Annotated in this window: 15 protein-coding genes; 9 read left to right on the top strand and 6 right to left on the bottom strand. The window is 73.8% G+C overall.

From position 1 onward, the window contains the following. Positions 1-177 precede the first annotated feature (177 nt). The gene (locus QSK45_RS26540) at positions 178-1,092 is read left to right on the top strand and encodes a putative RNA methyltransferase (RefSeq protein WP_285561184.1); all 915 of its coding nucleotides are present in this window, start codon (positions 178-180) and stop codon (positions 1,090-1,092) included. On the opposite strand, the gene QSK45_RS26535 is transcribed toward QSK45_RS26540, so the two are convergent. Further along, complete coding sequence (locus QSK45_RS26535; protein WP_285561182.1) at positions 1,013-1,492, bottom strand: DUF1203 domain-containing protein; 480 nt, start codon at positions 1,490-1,492, stop codon at positions 1,013-1,015. The two genes, QSK45_RS26540 and QSK45_RS26535, sit on opposite strands and share 80 nt — an antisense overlap. Positions 1,493-1,604: 112 nt before the next feature. On the opposite strand from QSK45_RS26535, the gene pepN (QSK45_RS26530) reads away from it, so the two are divergent. Continuing rightward, positions 1,605-4,175, top strand: a complete 2,571-nt coding sequence (gene pepN / locus QSK45_RS26530) for an aminopeptidase N (protein ID WP_285561180.1) — start codon at positions 1,605-1,607, stop codon at positions 4,173-4,175. A gap of 53 nt (positions 4,176-4,228) precedes the next feature. Here the strand turns inward: pepN (QSK45_RS26530) and QSK45_RS26525 are convergent, their stop codons facing one another. Then, positions 4,229-5,245: an aspartate-semialdehyde dehydrogenase gene (locus QSK45_RS26525; RefSeq protein WP_285561178.1), complete on the bottom strand. Its 1,017-nt coding sequence runs from the start codon at positions 5,243-5,245 to the stop codon at positions 4,229-4,231. Positions 5,246-5,641: 396 nt separating this feature from the next. On the opposite strand from QSK45_RS26525, the gene QSK45_RS26520 reads away from it, so the two are divergent. The 4 genes from QSK45_RS26520 (at position 5,642) to QSK45_RS26505 (ending at position 10,165) form a co-directional block, all read left to right on the top strand. Continuing rightward, positions 5,642-6,118: an RNA polymerase sigma factor gene (locus tag QSK45_RS26520; protein WP_285561482.1), complete on the top strand. Its 477-nt coding sequence runs from the start codon at positions 5,642-5,644 to the stop codon at positions 6,116-6,118. 1 nt (position 6,119) lies between these two features. After that, on the top strand, positions 6,120-7,025 hold the full coding sequence (locus tag QSK45_RS26515) for a hypothetical protein (RefSeq protein ID WP_285561176.1): 906 nt from the start codon (positions 6,120-6,122) through the stop codon (positions 7,023-7,025). Between the two features lie 210 nt (positions 7,026-7,235). Further along, positions 7,236-8,990: a TIGR03767 family metallophosphoesterase gene (locus tag QSK45_RS26510; protein ID WP_285561174.1), complete on the top strand. Its 1,755-nt coding sequence runs from the start codon at positions 7,236-7,238 to the stop codon at positions 8,988-8,990. Positions 8,991-9,037: 47 nt separating this feature from the next. Then, positions 9,038-10,165, top strand: a complete 1,128-nt coding sequence (locus QSK45_RS26505; protein WP_285561171.1) for a serine hydrolase domain-containing protein — start codon at positions 9,038-9,040, stop codon at positions 10,163-10,165. Here QSK45_RS26505 and QSK45_RS26500 read toward each other — a convergent pair. Further along, complete coding sequence (locus QSK45_RS26500) at positions 10,162-10,605, bottom strand: hypothetical protein (protein ID WP_285561169.1); 444 nt, start codon at positions 10,603-10,605, stop codon at positions 10,162-10,164. The genes QSK45_RS26505 and QSK45_RS26500 overlap by 4 nt on opposite strands. An 11-nt stretch (positions 10,606-10,616) precedes the next feature. After that, a complete protein-coding gene (locus tag QSK45_RS26495; RefSeq protein WP_285561168.1) occupies positions 10,617-11,444 on the bottom strand; it encodes a hypothetical protein in 828 nt (275 codons plus the stop codon). Between the two features lie 102 nt (positions 11,445-11,546). Here QSK45_RS26495 and QSK45_RS26490 point away from each other — a divergent pair, with 102 nt between their 5' ends. The 3 genes from QSK45_RS26490 (at position 11,547) to QSK45_RS26480 (ending at position 15,195) form a co-directional block, all read left to right on the top strand. Then, positions 11,547-12,278, top strand: coding sequence for a Crp/Fnr family transcriptional regulator (locus QSK45_RS26490; RefSeq protein ID WP_285561167.1), 732 nt, complete (start codon positions 11,547-11,549; stop codon positions 12,276-12,278). A gap of 171 nt (positions 12,279-12,449) precedes the next feature. Further along, positions 12,450-14,951 (top strand): ATP-binding protein, encoded by a 2,502-nt coding sequence (locus tag QSK45_RS26485; RefSeq protein WP_285561164.1) that lies wholly within the window; start codon positions 12,450-12,452, stop codon positions 14,949-14,951. A 22-nt stretch (positions 14,952-14,973) separates the two neighbouring features. Then, entirely contained in the window at positions 14,974-15,195 is a 222-nt protein-coding gene (locus QSK45_RS26480) for a hypothetical protein (RefSeq protein ID WP_285561161.1), read from the top strand. A gap of 4 nt (positions 15,196-15,199) precedes the next feature. On the opposite strand, the gene QSK45_RS26475 is transcribed toward QSK45_RS26480, so the two are convergent. Together QSK45_RS26475 and pepN (QSK45_RS26470) are read right to left on the bottom strand one after the other, a co-directional pair. Beyond that, positions 15,200-16,291 carry a hypothetical protein gene (locus QSK45_RS26475; protein ID WP_285561159.1) on the bottom strand — a complete coding sequence of 364 codons (1,092 nt, stop codon included), beginning with the start codon at positions 16,289-16,291 and terminating at the stop codon, positions 15,200-15,202. Between the two features lie 206 nt (positions 16,292-16,497). Beyond that, complete coding sequence (gene pepN, locus QSK45_RS26470; protein WP_285561157.1) at positions 16,498-19,068, bottom strand: aminopeptidase N; 2,571 nt, start codon at positions 19,066-19,068, stop codon at positions 16,498-16,500. Positions 19,069-19,152: the final 84 nt, after the last annotated feature.

Here is a 19,152-nt window from a genome sequence, read left to right as displayed (position 1 = left end):
CCGGGAGTCCGCGACTAAACTCCCCGCGTGGCATTCACGAGCACCCCGCACCACTGCTTCCTCTGACCGGAAGGTCGCGAGGGCGATGCCGTACGGCGTCGCCCTCCTCGGCGTGCCTGCCGCGGTGAACCGCAGGCACCGCCCCCTTCCCGTCGGCCCCCCAGGAGTGCCTGCCTCATGCCCGTGTCCTGTCCGCCCGCCCTCGCACCCTTCCTCGACCTGCTCCGCTGCCCCACGTGCCGCGCACCCGGTCTCCACCCCGCCCGCGGCGCCCTGCGCTGCGCGGCGGGCCACTCCTTCGACATCGCCCGCCACGGCCACGTCGGCCTCCTCACCGGCGCCCGTGCCACCAGCGGCGACGACGCGCCCATGGTCCGCGCCAGGGCACGCTTCCTGGCCACCGGCGCGTACGAGCCCCTCCGCCAGGCGGCGGCCCGGCTGGCCACCGCCCGGCCGGCCGAGCGGACGACGGTCCTGGACGCCGGATGCGGTACGGGCTACTACCTCGCCGGCGTCCTCGACCGGCTGCCCGGCGCCCGCCGCCTCGGCCTGGACTCCTCCGCGCGCGCCCTGCATGCGGCGGCGCGGGCCCACGACCGGGCCGCCGCCGCGAGCTGGGACGTCTTCCGGCCCTTCCCACTGACCGACGGCGCCGCCGATGTCGTACTGGACGTGTTCGCGCCGCGCAATCCGGCCGAGTTCCACCGCGTGCTGCGCCCGCACGGGCGCCTGATCGTCGTACGGCCCACCCCGCGGCACCTGGCCGAACTGCGCGGCCGGCTGCCCGGGACACTCGCCGTCGACCCGGACAAGGAACGGCGACTGCGCCGCGCGCTGGCCCCCTTCTTCGAGGCCACCGCCACCGAACGCGTCGAGTACGGCCTGTCCCTCGACGCGGCGGCGGCCCTCGACCTGGTGGCGATGACCCCGAGCGCGCGCCATCTGGAGCCGGCCGGGATCGCCGGGCGGGTCACCGTCTCCGCCCTCGCCACCGCCTACCGGCGCCGACCGGTCATGCCCGCCTCACCTCGTACAGGAAGCACCCGTACTTCACCGCCCGGACGTGCACCGACGCCACCTCCGGTTCGCTGAACGCCTCGTCGAGCGCCGCCGAGAAGTCCTCGCCCACCAGCTGCCCGCCGATGATGTGCCCCTGCGCCGAGTACCGCCGCAGCACCCGCTGGGCATGGGTGAAGGGCAGACCGGGGCCGGACCAGCCGGGGCACTCCTCCGCATGGATGAGGACCGGCCCCTGCTCGTCGTACGCCCCGGGCTCCGCCCCCGTCTCGGCCGCCCACCGGCGCAGCGGCGCGTACGCCACCAGCGCGATCCGCTCCCCGGGCACGCTGCGGCGCAGACAGCAGCGCAACATCTCGTCACCCTCCGGGTCGGCGTACGGAACGGCGGGACGGCCCGCGTCGTCCGTCAGGCGCAGGGAACGGAGGGCCTCGGCGGGGATGGGGAGGACGCTGTAGGTCGTTGTCGTGGTCATAGGTCCAGGCTCCGACTTCCGTGCCGAGGGCACCGGCGGGATGCGGACATCGCGTTTCCGCCGGACGGCATGGAAGGATGGCGCAACCCACACATAACGAGGAGATGACCGCGTGCCTGGCACAAACCTGACTCGCGAAGAGGCGCAGCAGCGGGCTGAGCTGCTCAACGTTGACTCGTACGAGATCGATCTCGACCTCTCCGGCGCGCAGGAGGGCGGTACCTACCGGTCCGTGACCACGGTGCGCTTCGACGTCGCCCGTACCGGGGCGGAGTCCTTCATCGACCTGGTGGCCCCGGCCGTCCACGAGGTGGTGCTCAACGGCGACCGGCTGGACCCGGCCGAGGTGTTCGCCGATTCCCGGATCGCGCTGCGGGGCCTGCTGGAGGGCCGCAACGTCCTGCGGGTCGTGGCCGACTGCGCGTACACCAACACGGGCGAGGGCCTGCACCGGTTCGTCGACCCGGTCGACGAGCAGGCGTACCTGTACACCCAGTTCGAGGTTCCGGACGCCCGCCGCGTCTTCGCCTCCTTCGAGCAGCCCGACCTGAAGGCCACCTTCCAGTTCACCGTGAAGGCGCCCGAGGGCTGGACGGTGGTGTCGAACTCGCCGACCCCCGAGCCGCGGGACAACGTCTGGACGTTCGCGCCGACCCCGCGTATCTCGTCGTACATCACCGCGCTCATCGTCGGCCCGTACCACTCCGTGCACAGCTCCTACGAGAAGGACGGCCAGAGCGTCCCGCTCGGCATCTACTGCCGGCCCTCGCTCGCCGAGTTCCTCGACTCGGACGCGATCTTCGAGGTCACCCGGCAGGGCTTCGACTGGTTCCAGGAGAAGTTCGACTACGCGTACCCCTTCGAGAAGTACGACCAGCTGTTCGTGCCCGAGTTCAACGCGGGCGCCATGGAGAACGCCGGCGCGGTCACCGTCCGCGACCAGTACGTCTTCCGGTCGAAGGTGACGGACGCGGCGTACGAGCTGCGCGCGGAGACGCTGCTGCACGAGCTGGCCCACATGTGGTTCGGCGACCTGGTCACCATGGAGTGGTGGAACGACCTGTGGCTGAACGAGTCGTTCGCCACCTACACCTCCATCGCCTGCCAGGCCGCCGCCCCCGGCTCCCGCTGGCCGCACTCGTGGACCACGTTCGCCAACTCCATGAAGACCTGGGCGTACCGGCAGGACCAGCTGCCCTCGACGCACCCGATCATGGCGGACATCAGCGACCTGGACGACGTCCTCGTCAACTTCGACGGCATCACCTACGCCAAGGGCGCCTCCGTCCTCAAGCAGCTGGTGGCGTACGTCGGCGAGGACGAGTTCTTCAAGGGCGTCCAGGCGTACTTCAAGCGGCACGCGTTCGGCAACACGCGCCTGTCCGACCTGCTGGGCGCGCTGGAGGAGACCTCCGGGCGCGACCTGAGGACCTGGTCGAAGAAGTGGCTGGAGACCGCCGGGATCAACATCCTGCGGCCCGAGATCGCGACGGACGCCGACGGGGTCATCACCTCCTTCGCCGTGCGCCAGGAGGCCCCCGCGCTGCCCGCCGGCGCCAAGGGCGAGCCGACCCTGCGCCCGCACCGCATCGCGATCGGCCTGTACGACCTCGACGCGGTCGGCAAGCTGGTGCGCACCGAGCGGATCGAGCTGGACGTGGACGGCGAGCTGACCGCCGTACCGCAGCTGACCGGCAAGCCCCGCCCGGCCGTGGTCCTGCTCAACGACGACGACCTGTCGTACGCCAAGGTCCGCCTGGACGAGCAGTCCCTCGCGGTCGTCACCGAGCACCTCGGCGACTTCGAGGCGTCCCTGCCGCGCGCCCTGTGCTGGGCCTCGGCCTGGGACATGACGCGGGACGCCGAGCTGGCCACCCGCGACTACCTGTCCCTGGTGCTGTCCGGCATCGGCAAGGAGTCCGACATCGGCGTCGTGCAGTCGCTGCACCGCCAGGTGAAGCTGGCCGTCGACCTGTACGCCGACCCGGCCGCCCGTGAGCCCCTGCTCACCCGCTGGACCGACGCCACGCTCGCGCACCTGCGGGCGGCCGAGGCGGGCAGCGACCACCAGCTGGCCTGGGCGCGGGCCTTCGCGGCGACCGCGCGCACGCCCGAGCAGCTGGACCTGCTGGAGGCCCTCCTGGACGGCTCGCAGACGGTCGAGGGCCTGGTCGTGGACACCGAGCTGCGCTGGGCGTTCGTGGAGCGCCTCGCCGCGGTCGGCCGCTACGACGAGGCGGAGATCGCCGCCGAGTACGAGCGGGACAGGACCGCCGCCGGTGAGCGGCACGCGGCCACCGCCCGCGCGGCCCGCCCGACCGAGGAGGCGAAGGCGGAGGCCTGGTCCTCGGTGGTCGACTCCGACAAGCTGCCCAACGCGGTGCAGGAGGCCGTGATCGGCGGCTTCGTCCAGACGGACCAGCGCGAGCTGCTGGCGCCGTACGCCGAGCGGTACTTCGAGATCGTCAAGGACGCCTGGGACTCCCGTTCGCACGAGATCGCCCAGCAGATCGCCATCGGCCTGTACCCGTCCCTGCAGATCTCCACCGAGACCCTCGAACGGACGGACGCCTGGCTGGCGTCGGCCGAGCCCGGTGCGGCCCTGCGCCGCCTGGTCTCCGAGTCCCGCGCGGGCGTCGAGCGCGCGCTGAAGGCCCAGGCCGCGGACCGCGCCGCCGCGTAGGCACGGAAAAGGGGCGCCCGGCGAGCCGCCGGGCGCCCCTTCGCACGCTCTGGTCAGGCGGACAGCTCGGCCGCCACCAGCTCCGCGAGCTGCACCGCGTTCAGCGCGGCGCCCTTGCGGAGGTTGTCGTTGGAGACGAACAGGGCGAGGCCGTTGTCCGTCGTCTCGTCGCGGCGGATGCGGCCGACGTACGAGGGGTCCTGGCCGGCCGCCTGGAGCGGGGTCGGGATGTCGGAGAGGGCGACGCCCGGGGCCTTCGCCAGCAGCTCGGTCGCGCGCTCGGGGGAGATCGGGCGGGCGAACCGGGCGTTGATCTGGAGGGAGTGGCCGGAGAAGACCGGTACGCGCACGCAGGTGCCGGAGACCTTCAGCCCGGGGATCTCCAGGATCTTGCGGGACTCGTTGCGCAGCTTCTGCTCCTCGTCGGTCTCGTTCAGACCGTCGTCCACGATCGAGCCGGCCAGCGGGAGCACGTTGAAGGCGATGGTGCGCTGGTAGACCTGCGGCTCGGGGAAGTCGACCGCCGCGCCGTCGTGGGTCAGCTTGTCGGCCTCGGCGGCGACCTTCTGCACCTGGCCGTGCAGCTCGGCCACGCCCGCGAGGCCGGAACCGGACACCGCCTGGTACGTCGCGACGATCAGGGCCTCCAGGCCGGCCTCCTCGTGCAGCGGCTTGAGGACGGGCATCGCGGCCATGGTGGTGCAGTTCGGGTTGGCGATGATGCCCTTGGGGCGGTCGGCGATCGCGTGCGGGTTCACCTCGGCGACGACCAGCGGTACCTCGGGGTCCCGGCGCCACGCCGAGGAGTTGTCGATCACGACGGCGCCCTGCGAGGCGACCTTTTCGGCCAGCGCCTTGGAGGTCGCGCCGCCGGCGGAGAAGAGCACGATGTCGAGGCCGGTGTAGTCGGCGGTCGCCGCGTCCTCCACCGTCACACCGTCCAGCACCGTGCCGGCCGAGCGGGCCGAGGCGAACAGGCGCAGCTGCGTGACCGGGAAGTTCCGCTCCGCGAGGATCCTGCGCATGACCGTGCCGACCTGACCGGTGGCTCCGACGATTCCGACCCTCACGACGACTCCCTCTGTCCGATTCCTGCCCCGTCCCGGGATGACCGGGGCGTTTCCATGATGCGGCCGACCCCGGTCCACCTGTCCAATTCTTTGCGACATGTGCCCGAGGAGTGGGACACGGTCGACCGCGCGGACGGTTCCGGTTCCGCGGCGTTCCCCTGCCCGTGCGGTTCACGGTCATACGACGGTGTGACGTACGCCTCCGCCCGCCCCCGCAGACGGCGTGAACGTTTCCGCCCGGCGCCGCGTCGTAGGGGCGGACGGGGAAGGGGGTGGCTCGTGCTCTGGGGAGGGGCGCGCCGGGACGGCGGCGGTACGGCGCGTACGTCGGACGGCGCGCACGGCGCGGACGGCGGCCGGGCGGCGCACGCGCACGGCGGCACCGGCGACGATCCGCTGGACGCCGCCCAGGAGCGGCGGGTCCGGGCGGTGCTCGCACTCGGCGGGGTGCCGCAGTCGGACCTGGCGGACGGGGTGCAGCAGGTGCGGCTGCGCCTGCTGGAGCGGACGGCGAGCGGACAGGAGGCGCCGCGGGACGTGTCGGCGTGGGCCGCGGTGGTCGCCTCCCGGCTCGCGATGGACTGGCACCGGGCCCGGCGGCGCCAGGAACGGCTGGGGGAGCGGCTGGCCGCGCTGCGCGCTCCGGCGTGCGCCCTTGGCGAGGAGTCCAGCGTGCTGTCCCTCGCCATGGCCCGGGGTCTGGAGGAACTCCCGGCCGCGCAGCGCCAGGTGCTCGTGCTGCGCTTCTACGCCGATCTGCCCGTACGGGACATCGCCGAGGCCCTGGGCATCCCCGAGGGCACGGTCAAGAGCAGGCTGCACACGGCGGTCCGCGCCCTGCGCGCCCGGCTGCACGAGGACGGGGTGGTGTGACATGACCGCCGGGAACGGGGAGCACGGCCGGCACGGGGAGCACGGCCGGTACGGGGACCGCGAGGACCAGGAGGAGCACGAGGAGCACGGGGACAGCGAGGAGTACGAGGAGCACGGGGTCAGCGAGGAGCACGAGGAACACGGGGTCAGCGAGGAGCACGATGAGCACGAGGAGCAGGAGGAGCGCGGAGAGCACCCGTACGGCGGCCTGGACGCGCTGATGGCCGCGATCACGGGGGAACCGGTGCCGGAGGAGGCCCGCCGGGACCCGGCGTTCCTGGCCGAGCACCGCGCGGCGGAGGCCGACGTCGCGGTGCTGAGGGCGGGGCTGGGGAGACTGGCGGCGGAGCTGGACCCTCCGGTGCCCGCACGCCCCGTCCGCACCGCGCGTCCGGTCGGGAACCGGGTGCGCCGCCCCTTCCGCGTCGTCTCGGCCTCTCTCGCCGCGGCCGCCGTCCTCGGCCTGCTCGCCGGGATCGGCTGGCTCGGCGCCCACCCGGGCGGCGGTGGCGTCTCGTCGGACGGGGCCGCACCCGGGGGCAAGGCGGGGCGGCCGACCGGTCCCCGGGAGGCGCCGGCCTGTGCCGAGGTGATCGTGGAGGGGACCGTGGTGGAGGTCGCGCCGCAGGGCTCCCGGAGCCGGGTCACGGTGGCCGTCGAGCGGTCGTACCGGCCCGCCCACGGGCCGACGCGGGTCGGCTTCCTGCTCGGCGGGGACGCGCGACCGGATCCGCGTCCGGGCCAGCACGTGCTGGTGGAGATCGGCCGCGGCGGCCGGGACGCGACCCGGTGGACCGTCGGCGACGCCGCCGTGGCCGCCGAGCGCGCCCGGATCGAGGCGGTCCGGCCCGGGTCCGGGCGGACGGCCTGTCCGGGGGCCGGGGCGGCTCCCTACCCCGGTAGTTGAACAGAAGGCGACCGTCCTCCGGCGACACGCGGACGAGTCCATGACCGCGCCAGTACCGGAGGTCCACGTACGGGTGATCGGCGCCGCGTGTTGCCGTGGCGTTCGCATACATGCCATCCCCGTTGCCAAGGGTCCTAGGGAAGCGGGGCGTTCGCGTCCGTGACGGCCCGCGGCCACTGCCGACGCGTTCGCACTCGGGGAGATCGCATCATGTCGCGCCTACGCTCTGTCGCCGCCGCCACCGCGGGGGTCGACCGCCGTACCGTCCTCGCCGCCGCCGGAGCGCTCTCGCTCTGCGCGGGCGTGGGCTACGCCCTGCGCCCCACCGACAGCGAAGCCGCCACCAGCGCCGCCACCGACCAGACGCCGGCCGCCCAGTCGGGGCCGGCCGCCGCCACCCCGCTCGCCCCCTACCGCACGGGCACCACCCTGGCCACCGTCTCCACCCCGCACGGCTCCGGTTACCGGCGCCTGGCCGACGGCCCCGGCTGGCAGCGCGTGGTACGCACCGAGCTGGCCGGCCCCAAGGTGGGCCGGGACCGGCGCCGGGCACCCCTCGCGGCGTTCGTGCAGTTCACCGACCTGCACCTCCAGGACGTGCAGCACCCGCTGCGCCTGGAGTACCTGCGCGCCGCCCACCAGGACGTCTGGCGCCCGCACGAGGCGCTCACCGTGCCCGGCGCCGTCTCGCTGGTGGAACGGGTGAACGCGCTGCGCGGCGCGCCCGTCACCGGCGCCCCGCTGCACTTCGTCATGACCACCGGCGACAACACCGACAACAACGCCCGCTGCGAGCTGGAGTGGTTCATGAAGGTGATGAGCGGCGGCCGGATCACCCCCAACACCGGTGATCCGAGGCACTACGAGGGCGTGCAGAACAGCGGGCTGTCGCTGTACTGGCAGCCCGAGTCCGCCGCGGGCGACGGCGACAAGGCGCTCGGCTTCCCGCACCTGGAGGGCTTCCTCGCCGCCGCCGTCCGGGAGGTGCGCAGCCCCGGGCTCAACCTGCCCTGGTACTCCACGGTCGGCAACCACGACGCCCTCCCGCGCGGCCTGTACGGCGCCCACGGCGACCCCTACCTCGCCGAGGCCGCGGTCGGCGGCAGGAAGCTGTTCAGCGTGAGCGCCGCCGACGCCGGGAAGCTCCAGGACTCCATCTGGAGCGGCGAGGACCCCAAGGGCGTCGGCTACCGGGAGTTCCTCAAGGCCCATGCGAGCGGCACCCGCTCGGTGACGCCGGACGAGTCGCGTGCCCTGTACACCCAGGCCGAGTACCTCAAGGCCCACCTGGACCCCGCCTACCAGGGCCACGGCCCGGCGGGGCACGGCTACTCCTCGGCGAACCTCGACGCGGGCACCCAGTACTACGCCTTCCGGATCTCCGAGGACGTCATCGGCGTCAGCCTCGACACCACCGACGCGGGCGGCCACTACCAGGGCTCCGTCGGCACCGCCCAACTGAGGTGGCTGGACCGGACGTTGCGGGACAACAAGGACTCCTACGCCGTCGTCTTCAGCCACCACACCAGCGACTCGATGACCAACACCCGCCCCGACCCGGCCCGGCCCGGCGAGATGCGGCACACCGGCGCCGAGCTGGTCGCCCTGCTGTCCCGGCACGCCAACGTGCTGGCCTGGGTCAACGGGCACAAGCACGAGAACGAGATCACCCCGCACAAGAGCGGCGCGGGCCACCCCTTCTGGGAGATCTCCACCGCCTCCCACATCGACCACCCGCACCTCGCGCGCATCATCGAGCTGGTCGACAACAAGGACGGCACGATCTCCCTGTTCACCACGCTGATCGAGTCCGCCGCCCCGGCCCGCACCGACTTCACCGACCTCTCCCAGACCGGACTGGCCTCCCTCTACCGGGAGTTGGCCTTCAACGCTCCCGGCGCGAAGACGAACCTGGCGGGCACCTCGGCCGACCGCAACACCGAACTCGTGCTCCCGAAGGGCTGACCGGGTATCTTCCTCCGGCCACCGCACCACACAGGCTGGGGGAAGACATGCCGGCTCGCACCGTCCTGACGGGCGCCACCCTGCTCCTCGCGACGGCCCTCGCGACCGCGTTCACGACCCCGGCCGCCCCCGCCCACGCCGCGACCCTCGGTGCCGTCGACGCGGCGGTGAGGTCCGGCGTTCCGGGGGTGACCGTCACCGTCCGTGATCGCCGCGGGACCTGGTCCGCCACCGCAGGCGCCGGCGACCTCCGCACGGGCAGGTCCCGGTCGGCGGACGACCGCTACCGCATCGGCAGTCTGACCAAGACGTTCGTCGCCACCGTCCTGCTCCAGCTGGAGGCGGAGGGCAGGCTGTCCCTGGACGACACGGTGGACACCTGGCTGCCGGGCCTGGTCGACGGTCACGGCAACGACGGCCGCCGCATCACCCTGCGCCAGCTCCTCAGCCACACCAGCGGTGTCCACAGCTACACCGCCGACCAGGACTTCCGAGCCCGGTACTTCACCGAGGACGGCTTCCGGGAACACCGCTACGACAGGCTCACCCCGCGCCGGCTGGTCGCCCTCGCCATGCGCCACGCCCCCGACTTCGCGCCGGGCACCTCCTGGCGCTACTCCAACACCAACTACGTGCTCGCCGGGCTGGTCATCGAGAGGGCGACGGGACACTCGTACGCCACCGAGATCACCCGGCGGGTCATCGATCCGCTGCGTCTGACGGCGACGTCCGTGCCCGGGGCGGCGGTCACCCTTCCGCGGCCCAGCAGCCGGGCCTACTCGAAACTGGGCGACCCGGCGGGAGCGCCGTACGACGTCACGGAACTCGACCCCTCCCTCGCCGCCGCCTCGGGCGCGATGATCTCCGACTCGGCCGACATGGACCGCTTCTACGCCGCCCTGCTCGGCGGACGGCTGCTGCCCGCACGGCAGCTGGCCGAGATGGAGACCACCGTGGAGGTCGAGGAGGACCCGGACGTCCGCTACGGCCTCGGTCTCATGGACCGGCGGCTGTCCTGCGGCGTCCACGTCTGGACGCACACCGGTGACATCCAGGGCTCCACCTCGGTCGCGGCGGCGACACCCGACGGCCGCCACACGCTGGCCGCGAACTTCAACGGGGACTGGGCGGGCGGGACGGACGCGGTGCTGGAGGCCGAGTACTGCGGCGACTAGCGCTGCGACTGCTCCGCCGGGCCCGCCTTCGCGCCGTAGGCGTTCTGGTTCCCCTGCTGTACGGCGAACACGGTCCCGGAGTCCCGTGCCGTGTTCGTCTGCCGCAGCTCCCGCCCCGGCGCCCCGCCCCCGAGGCCCGGTCCCACGGCGGCCGCGAGCCGTTCCAGCGCGGTGCGGACCGCCGGGTCGCGGTGCAGCAGTGAGGTCAGCTCCAGGGTCCAGTAGGCGAACAGCGCCTGGCGTACGGCGTCCGGGTCCGCCGCCTCCCGTACGAGCGTCGCGTTGCCGTCGAGCTGGGTCTCCAGGGCGGCCCGGCGGCGGCGGTCCGGGCGGAACAGGGCGACGACGGCGCTGCGGGTCTCCTGCCACAGGTCGGTGGCCATCGCGGTGACCACGGCGGCGGCCCCGGCCTCGGCGAGCACGGTCAGTTCGTCGTTCATGGCGGCCTTCCTCACTGCTTCTTCTCGATCCGGTTCTCGATCCGGATGTGCTGGGTGCCGTGCTGGGTGGCGTAGACGACACCGTGGCCGGATGCCTTGTTGACCATCTTCGAACCGGCCTTCGAACCGGCCTTCGAACCTGCCTCCGGGTCGGTCTCCGGGTCGGCCTCGGGGCCCGACCCGGCATCGGACATCGGGCCGGCGGGGGCCTCCCGGACGCCTCCCGGCCCCGCGGGTCGCGCCGGTTGCGGAGGCAGCCGCCAGCCGGGCAGCTGGAGCCAGGCGTCCGCGGTGTGCTCCTTCACCGTGAAGCCGACCTTGCGGAAGTCCTCGGGGAACAGACCGAGATGGCCGTGCCGCACCGTCTCGTCGTAGAAGTGCCCGGACAGCAGCAGCGAGGCGGGCACCGTCTCCGGCGCCCCGGCCAGCGCGGCCCGCGCGGGCGGCGCGTCCAGCAGGCGGGCGAGGACCTCCAGCGGGCTCCCGGCGACGTCCCCGTCCGGCGACACCCGGACGTCGCCCGCGTGCAGGGCGATCCGCACCCGGATCCGGGTCAGCGGCGAGGCCCCGCGGTTGTACGTCCGCAGCCGCAGCGCGAGTTCGGGCACCAGCGGATGGACGAGCGCCGCCTTGCGGGTGCCCGCCGGGGCCGTCACGCGCAGCCCGTCGCCCAGGTCGTGGCGCAGACACGCGGCCCAGTCGACACCGCTCGCGGCGAACGCCTCCTCGACCATCTCCGTGAGCCGCGCCCGGATCTCGAACAGCGCCCGGTCCCCGCGCCCGGCGGACCGTTCGACGTCCACGGCCAGCACGGCCCGGTACTCCAACTCGGCGTTCATGGGACCTGCTTCGGCTCGGCGGGAGGGGACGTACTCCAGTCTTCCCGCAACCGGGTGCGCACAACTCGTAGGAATACGGGGTCGGGCGGGGATACTGGGGCCATGGTGGACGGCACACGGTCCGTCGCGCGCGCCGGACGGCGGCCGCGCGAGGAGTGGGACTGGCCGGCGCCCAGCCTGCTCGGCGGCCTCGGCGCGGACGCGCGCGCCCGGCTGCTGGCGCTGGGGACGCGGGTGCGCTACGACGCGGACCGGATCCTGATGCGGGAGGCGGACCGCACCGACTTCGTGCTCGTCCTGCTCGACGGCGTGGTGAAGGCCACCGGACGCACCCAGGACGGGCGCGACGCGCTGCTCGCCGTGCGCATGGGCGGCGACCTGGTGGGCGAACTGGCCGCCGTCGACGGCAAGCCCCGCTCGGCCACGGTCACCACCTGCGGACCCGTCGGCGCCCGCATGATGACCCGGGCGGCCTTCCTGGACTGCCTGCGCCGGGACGCGCGGATCGCGGACGCCGTGAACCGCGCCATCGTGGCCAAGCTGCGCCTCGCCAACGCCCACCGGATCAACTTCACCGGCTGCGACGTCGGCACCCGGCTGGCCCGGGTGCTGCACCACCTGGCGATGACATATGGGGAGCGCGCGGGCGCCGGCGCGGTGATCCACTGGCCGATCACCCAGACCGAACTGGCCACCCTCGCGGGCGCGGCTGAGCCCAGCGTCCACAAGGCGCTGCGGCGGCTGCGCCGTTCGGGCGCCGTCACCACCGGCTACCGCACCGTGCGCGTCGAGAACCTCGCGCTGCTCGCCGAGATCGCCTACCCGGAATCCTGAACTCGCTTGTGCAGAGGTGGTGTCGGGCATTCCGAAGCCGCTCGGAATCATCGGGGAAACCCGTACTTTGACGGCAGCCCGGCGCCCGCCGGTGGCTAGCGTGGCGACAGGGCGCCGGCGCGACAGGGTTCCGGCGCCGCCGGCACGGTGCACGGCACATCGGGGGTTGTCATGGCGAACACGGACGCGAACGGGCCCACGGGGGCCGGCGGGGCACGGCCGGAACGCGAAACGCCGGAACGCGCGAGGTCCGCGGGCGAGGGGTCCGCGCGGCGGATCGACATCGCGGGCGACGCGGGCGGCCCGGTCGTCGCCGGTGACCACAACGTGGTCATCGACGCCCAGCACGGCTCGACGGTCACCCTCCTCATGGAGGGACAGCGGCCCCGGCCGGTGCGCCGCGACCGGGTGTCCCTGCTGCCCCGGCGGCAGGCGGCCCCGCTCGGCCGGGACGGCGACCTGGCACGACTCGCGACCGCCGTCCGCGACGGCGGTCCGGTCCAGCTGTGGGGCGCGCCCGGCGTCGGCAAGAGCACCCTGCTGCGGCACGCGGCCCGCACCCTCACCCCGGAACGCGACGGCGTGCTCTTCCTCGACGCGGCCCGGCGCGAACCCGAGGACCTCGCCCAGGACATGTTCGAGGCCTGCTACGAGACCCGCGGCTACGCCCCCTCCGGCCCCGAACTGCGCCGCCTGATGACCGGTGTGCGCGTCACCGTCTACGTCGACAACGCCGACTTCTCCCCGGAGGGCCTGCGCACCCTCATGGACGCGGCCCCCGACGCCACCTTCGTCGTCGCCGGACGGGACAGATCGCTGCTCGGCGACGGCACCGCCCTGCGCCTGGACGGCATCGGCCGCGCCCCCGCGCTGGAACTCCTCGCGCGCGAACTGGGCCGACCCGTGGCCGCGGGCCCGGAGGGAGAGACGGCGGGCGACCTGTGGGAGACGTCGTCCGGGCGGCCCCTGCTGCTGCTGCGCGCGGCCGCCCTCACCCGCCTGGAGCCGTCCGACGCCGCCGCGCTGCCCCGTCCCGGCGAGGTCGGCGACCTGCTGCCGCTGCTGCTCGCCCGGCTGGACGCCGAACCGCTGCGCGTCCTGCGGCTGCTGACCACGCTCGACGACGCCGACCTGGACGTCGGCCACATCGAGGCCCTCTGCGGCGCGTCCGACACCGCCGTGCTCTGCGGCCGCCTGGTGGACCTCGGCCTCGCCGAGCAGACGCAGCGCGGCTACCGCGCCGTGCCCGACGTCGTACCGGTGCTGCGCGAGCGCGACCCCGAGCCCTTCTCCGTCGAGCAGCTGTGCGACCACTTCGCCGGCTGGATCGGCCGTTCCGCCACCACCGCCGCGCAGGTCGAGCAACACGCCCGTGCCCTGGAGGTGGTGGCCGAACTGGCCGAGCGGGACGGACGCCCCGAGCTGGCGGTACGGATCGTGCGCGCCGCGTCCCCGGCGCTGGCCCGCTCGCTGCGGTTCGGCGTGTGGGGCAGGCTGCTGGAGCGCGGACTGCCCGCCGCCCGGCTGGCCGGCGACCGGCAGGCCGTCGCGTACTTCACCCACGAGCAGGGCATCCGCAGCCTGCTCACCGGCCGCCGGGTCATGGCGGCCGTCCTGCTCGGCGAGGCGGCCGTGCTGTGGCGCCAGCTCGGCGACCTCCACGGCGCCGACGCGGCCGCGGGCGCCCACCAGTACGTTCCCCCGCACGCCGCGAACGCGCCGGGCACGCTGCCCCAGCCGGACGGGGGCGCCTCGAACCTCGCGTCCTCCGGCCCGACGGGCCCCGACCCGTCGTCCGCCCACGCGGCGGGCGCCCACGGCACGGCGGCCCACACGCCCGCCACCTCGGTGGATCCCGGTACGGCGGCGCACACCACGGCGGCGCAGCACACGACCGCGGCACCGCACGCGGGGGCGCACCAGGCGGCGGCCCAGCATTCCGCGGCCGCCCCGCACGCGGCGGCGCCCCATGCGGCCGCTCCCCACGCCGCCGGTGCGCATTCCGCGGGCGCGGCGAAGGCGGGCGCCGCCAAAGCGGGTGCGGCCAAGGCGGGCGCCGCCAAGGCGGGCGCCGCCAAGGCCGGGGCCGCCGCGCAGTCCGCCGGTGCCGCGCACGCGGGGGCCTCGGCGGCCACCGGCGCGGCGGGAACGGGGGCGGTGGGCGCGGGTGCCGCGGGAGCGGGCGCGGCCGGGGCCTCCGCGGCGGGGGCCTCCGTCGTCCTCAAGATCGTCGCCGTGATCGTCGCCGTCGTCGTCGGCAGGGTCGTCATCAGTCAGGCGGTGCACTCGTTCGCGGAGAGCCGTTCCGGCTCGTCCAGTTCGTCCAGTTCGTCGAGCTCCTCGGAGACCGGGCTCGCCGGCCGCTGGAGGGGCAGCGACGGTGCCACGTACCAGTTCGACGCGTCGGGCGGCGGATACGTCTCCCGGGGGCGCGACGCGTGCGGCCAGGACGCGAGCACCGAGTTCACCGGCAGCGGCGACACCTTCAGTGCCGAGCGGCCCATCTACGACACGAGCAGCGGCTCCTGCACCGACCTCATCGGTGAGGCCACCACGACGATCACCCTCATCGGGAACGACTCCGCCAAGGTCAGCACGACCATGACCAAGACCTACCAGGAGGGCGTGCAGTGCTTCAGCTGCGGAACGCTCTTCCTGACCCGCGAACAGTGACCCCACGCCCCAGGGAGGCCCCGTGTCCCGCCACTCCATCCGCATCGGAGGCGACGCCTCCGGCCCGGTCGTCGCCGGGAACGGCAACCGCGTCGAGGTCCACCAGGACGGCCCCGGCGCCGACCCGGAGGCCGCCGGTCCGACCCAGAACAACACGGCCGAGGGCCACGGCACCGTCTTCACCGTGATGAACGGCGACCTGCACGTCCACCACGAGGCCCCGGAAAGCCAGGAGGGCCCCTGACCCGCTACCGGGGCAGGACCACCACGGGGGCGGCGGGCTCGCGCTCGTCCGCCGCCATCAGGGCCGTACGGACCACCGCGGCCTGCTGCTCCATCGCGTCCCGCAGCTTCCTCGGGGTCAGGTGGACGACCGTGATCCCGAGCCGCTCCAGGTGCTCCCGCCTGCGGGCGTACTCCGACCACTCGGCGTCCGCGTCGAAGGCGTCGGCCGGGTCGGCCGGGTCGACCGCGCCCGTCGACTGCCGGTGGAGCGCGCGGGTGTCCAGCTCGACCGCGACCGCCTGGTCCGGCCAGTACGCGTCCAGGGCGCCGAGGTGGGGGCCGCCGGGCAGCCGCAGGTCGACGTTCCACAGCGGGTCCGGGAGGCCGTACTCGCGGACCATCCGGTACAGCCGGTGCTCCGCGATGGCGCGGCCCTCCGCCACCAGCGAGTCGACCGCGTCCACCACATGCGCCAGGCCGAGCAGCTTCGCCCGGGTCAGCTCACGTACGACGGATGCCGGTTCGCAGTGTCCCGCGCGCACCGCCTCGGTCAGCAGCCGCCGTACCGCCTCCGCGTCCCGCAGCTCCGCCACCGCGTCCGCCAGCGCCCGCGCCACCGGTGCCACCGGCAACCCCGTCACCGTGCGGGGGGTGGGGAGGTCGGGGGTGCGCAGGACGCGGACGTAGCCGGTGGAGCGCAGCCGGCGCTGCCGGGGCACCAGGACGTCGACGTGCTCCAGGTCCGGCAGCGGCGGTGTCGAGGCGAAGCCGTGCAGGGCGAGCGCCGCGAGGCCGGTGAGCACCGCGCCCGGGTAGGGCGGGCGGTACGCGTGCCGCCCCGTCGGCTGGACCGGCACACCGGACGCCGGCTCACGGGCCGCGTACCGCAGGGCGCCGTGCAGCCGCTCCTCGTCCGTCGGGGGTCCTGGGTGCAGCAGATAGACGTGCGGCAGCAGTCGGGTCCACGGCCCGCCCGCGCGGCACCGTGCGGACAGCTCGGCCGCGGTCACCCCGTGGGCACGCAGCTGGGCCGTGGTCAGGACCCGCTGGTGGGCCTCGGCCAGGCGGCCGAGGTGGCCGAGGGGGCGGGGGGAAAGGGGGGTGTTGTGCGTCATGCCCCTCGCATGCCCACCCTTGGTCCCCCCTTTAACCGCTGTTACACGGTCGTCGAGAAATGCGGACAAGGTAGTACTAAAGGCCAGGTGTTCGGACGCCGAAAGGACACCGGAAACCCCTGGTCCACCGGGTGCGGACCAGGGGCCACGGCCGTCAGGGCGCGCACCCCGTGACGGTCACCGACCGCCCAGGCTCAGGCCGGGGATCACCGCGCCCGCGCGTCGCACTCCTGCCCCCGGAGCGCCCGCGCGAGGTCGTCCCGCGCCTCCAGCACCAGGCGCCGCAGCGCGGGCGCCGCGTCCTGGTGCGCCGCCAGCCACGCGTCCGTCGCCTCCAGCGTCTCGGGCCGGTCCTGGAGGGCGGGGAACAGCCCGCTGACGATGTCCATGCCGATCTGGATCGAACGCTCCTGCCACAGGCGGTCGATGACCGCGAAGTACTTCTCCGCGTACGGCGCCGTCAGCTCCCGCTGGGAGGGCTGGTCGAAGCCCGCGATCGTGGCCTCGACCAGTGCGTTGGAGAGCGTGTCGGACTCCACCACCTGCGCCCACGCCTGCGCCTTGACCGCCGCCGACGGACGGGCCGCGAGACACCGGACCTGGTGGCGCTTGCCGGACGCGGTGTCGTCCCGGGCCAGCTCGGCGGCGAGCACCGACTCGTCGGCCGCCCCGTGCGCGGCCAGCGGCTCCAGGAACGCCCAGCGCAGCTCCTGGTCCACCTCCAGGCCCTCGATCGTCGCCGTGCCGTCCAGCAGCTCCCTCAGCAGCGCGAGGTCCGGCTCGGCCGTGGCCGTCGAGGCGAAGAAGCGCGCCCACGCCAGCTGGTGCTCACTGCCCGCGCCGGCCGCCCGCAGCTCCCGCAGCGCGCCCTCGGCGAGCAGCGCGCCGCCGGTCTCGCGCCAGGCGGGGGAGGCGTAGCGGTCCAGCGCCGTGTGCGTCCACGCGTGCAGCATCTGGAGCACGCCGATGTCGGACTCGCGGCCCGCGAACCGCAGCACCAGGGCGATGAAGTCCCGGGCGGGCAGCAGCGCGTCCCGGGTCATGTTCCACAGCGCCGACCAGCACAGCGCGCGCGCCAGCGGGTCGGTCAGGTCGCCCAGGTGCTCCCGGAGCGTGGCCAGCGAGGCGGCGTCGAAGCGGATCTTGCAGTAGGTGAGGTCGTCGTCGTTGACCAGGACCAGGTCCGGGGCCTCGGCGCCGGCGAGTTCCGCCACGACCGTGCGCGGGCCCTCCACGTCCGTCTCCACCCGCGCGTACCGTTCGAGGGCGCCGCCGTCGGTGAGCCGGTACAGGCCCACCGCGACCCGGTGCGGGCGCAGTTCGGGGTGTGACTCCGGGGCCTCCTGGACCACCGCCAGCTCGGAGACCCGGGAGTCCGCGAGGACCACCTGCGGGGTCAGCGCGTTCACCCCGGCCGTCTGCAGCCAGGACAGCGACCACGCCGTCATGTCCCGGCCGCTGGTCTCGCCGAGCACCGACAGCAGGTCACCGAGGCGCGTGTTGCCGTACGCGTGCCGCTTGAAGTACCGGCGCGCGCCCTCCAGGAACGCGTCCTGGCCGGCGTACGCCACCAGCTGCTTGAGCACCGAGGCGCCCTTGGCGTACGTGATGCCGTCGAAGTTCAGCTTGGCGTCCTGGAGGTCGCGGATGTCCGCCGTGACCGGATGCGTGGAGGGCAGCTGGTCCGCCCGGTACGCCCACGCCTTGCGGCGGTTGGCGAAGGTGATCCAGGCGTCCTTGAAGCGGGTCGCGCCGACATTGGCGAACGTGCCCATGAAGTCCGCGAAGGACTCCTTCAGCCACAGGTCGTCCCACCAGGCCATGGTGACCAGGTCGCCGAACCACATGTGCGCCATCTCGTGCAGGATCACATTGGCGCGCGCCTCGTACGACGCCTGCGTCACCTTCCCGCGGAAGATGAACTCCTCGCGGAAGGTCACCAGGCCCGGGTTCTCCATCGCGCCCAGGTTGTACTCCGGCACGAACGCCTGGTCGTACTTCCCGAACGGGTACGGGTAGTCGAAGTGCTCGTGGAAGAAGTCCAGGCCCTGCTTGGTGACCAGGAAGACGTCCTCGGCGTCGAAGTGCGGCGCGAGCCCCTTGCGGCACATCGCGCCCAGCGGGATCTCCAGCGTCGTACCGTCCGCGAACGTACGGGAGTAGGAGTCGGTCACATAGTGGTACGGCCCCGCCACCACGCACGTGATGTACGTCGAGATGGGCTTGGTCTCCGCGAACTTCCAGACGCCGTCGACGAGTTCACCGGCGCCGTTGCTCCACACCGTCCAGCCCTCGGGCGCGCGCGCCTCGAAGCGGAAGGGCGCCTTGAGGTCCGGCTGCTCGAAGTTGGCGAACACCCGGCGGGAGTCGGCGGGCTCGTACTGCGTGTAGAGGTAGACCTCGCCGTCCTCGGGGTCCACGAAGCGGTGCATGCCCTCGCCGGTGCGCGAGTAGGCGCACTGGGCGTCGACCACCAGCTCGTTCTCCGCGGCCAGGTCATCGAGGGCGATCCGGGCGCCGTCGAAGACCTCGCTCGGGTCCAGGTCCTTGCCGTTGAGCGACACGGCGGTCACGCTCGGCGCGACCAGGTCGGCGAAGCTGGTGGCGCCCGGCTCGTTGCAGCGGAACCGGATCGTGGTGACCGAGCGGAAGGTGCGCGGCTCGCCGTCGGCCTCGCCGACGGCCGACCTGAGGTCCAGGGACACGTCGTATCCGTCGACGGACAGCAGGGCGGCCCGCTCCCGGGCCTCGTCGCGGGAAAGGTTCTCACCGGGCACGGCGGCACTCCCTTGTGATCGCGTGGTTGAGGGCTGAACAGGACCGATCCTGCCATGTGCCCCTGACCGGGTTCAGCGGGAATG

The organism is Streptomyces hygroscopicus subsp. hygroscopicus (assembly GCF_030269125.1).
GTDB lineage: Bacteria > Actinomycetota > Actinomycetes > Streptomycetales > Streptomycetaceae > Streptomyces > Streptomyces hygroscopicus_C.
This window is presented reverse-complemented; position numbering and strand designations above follow the sequence as displayed.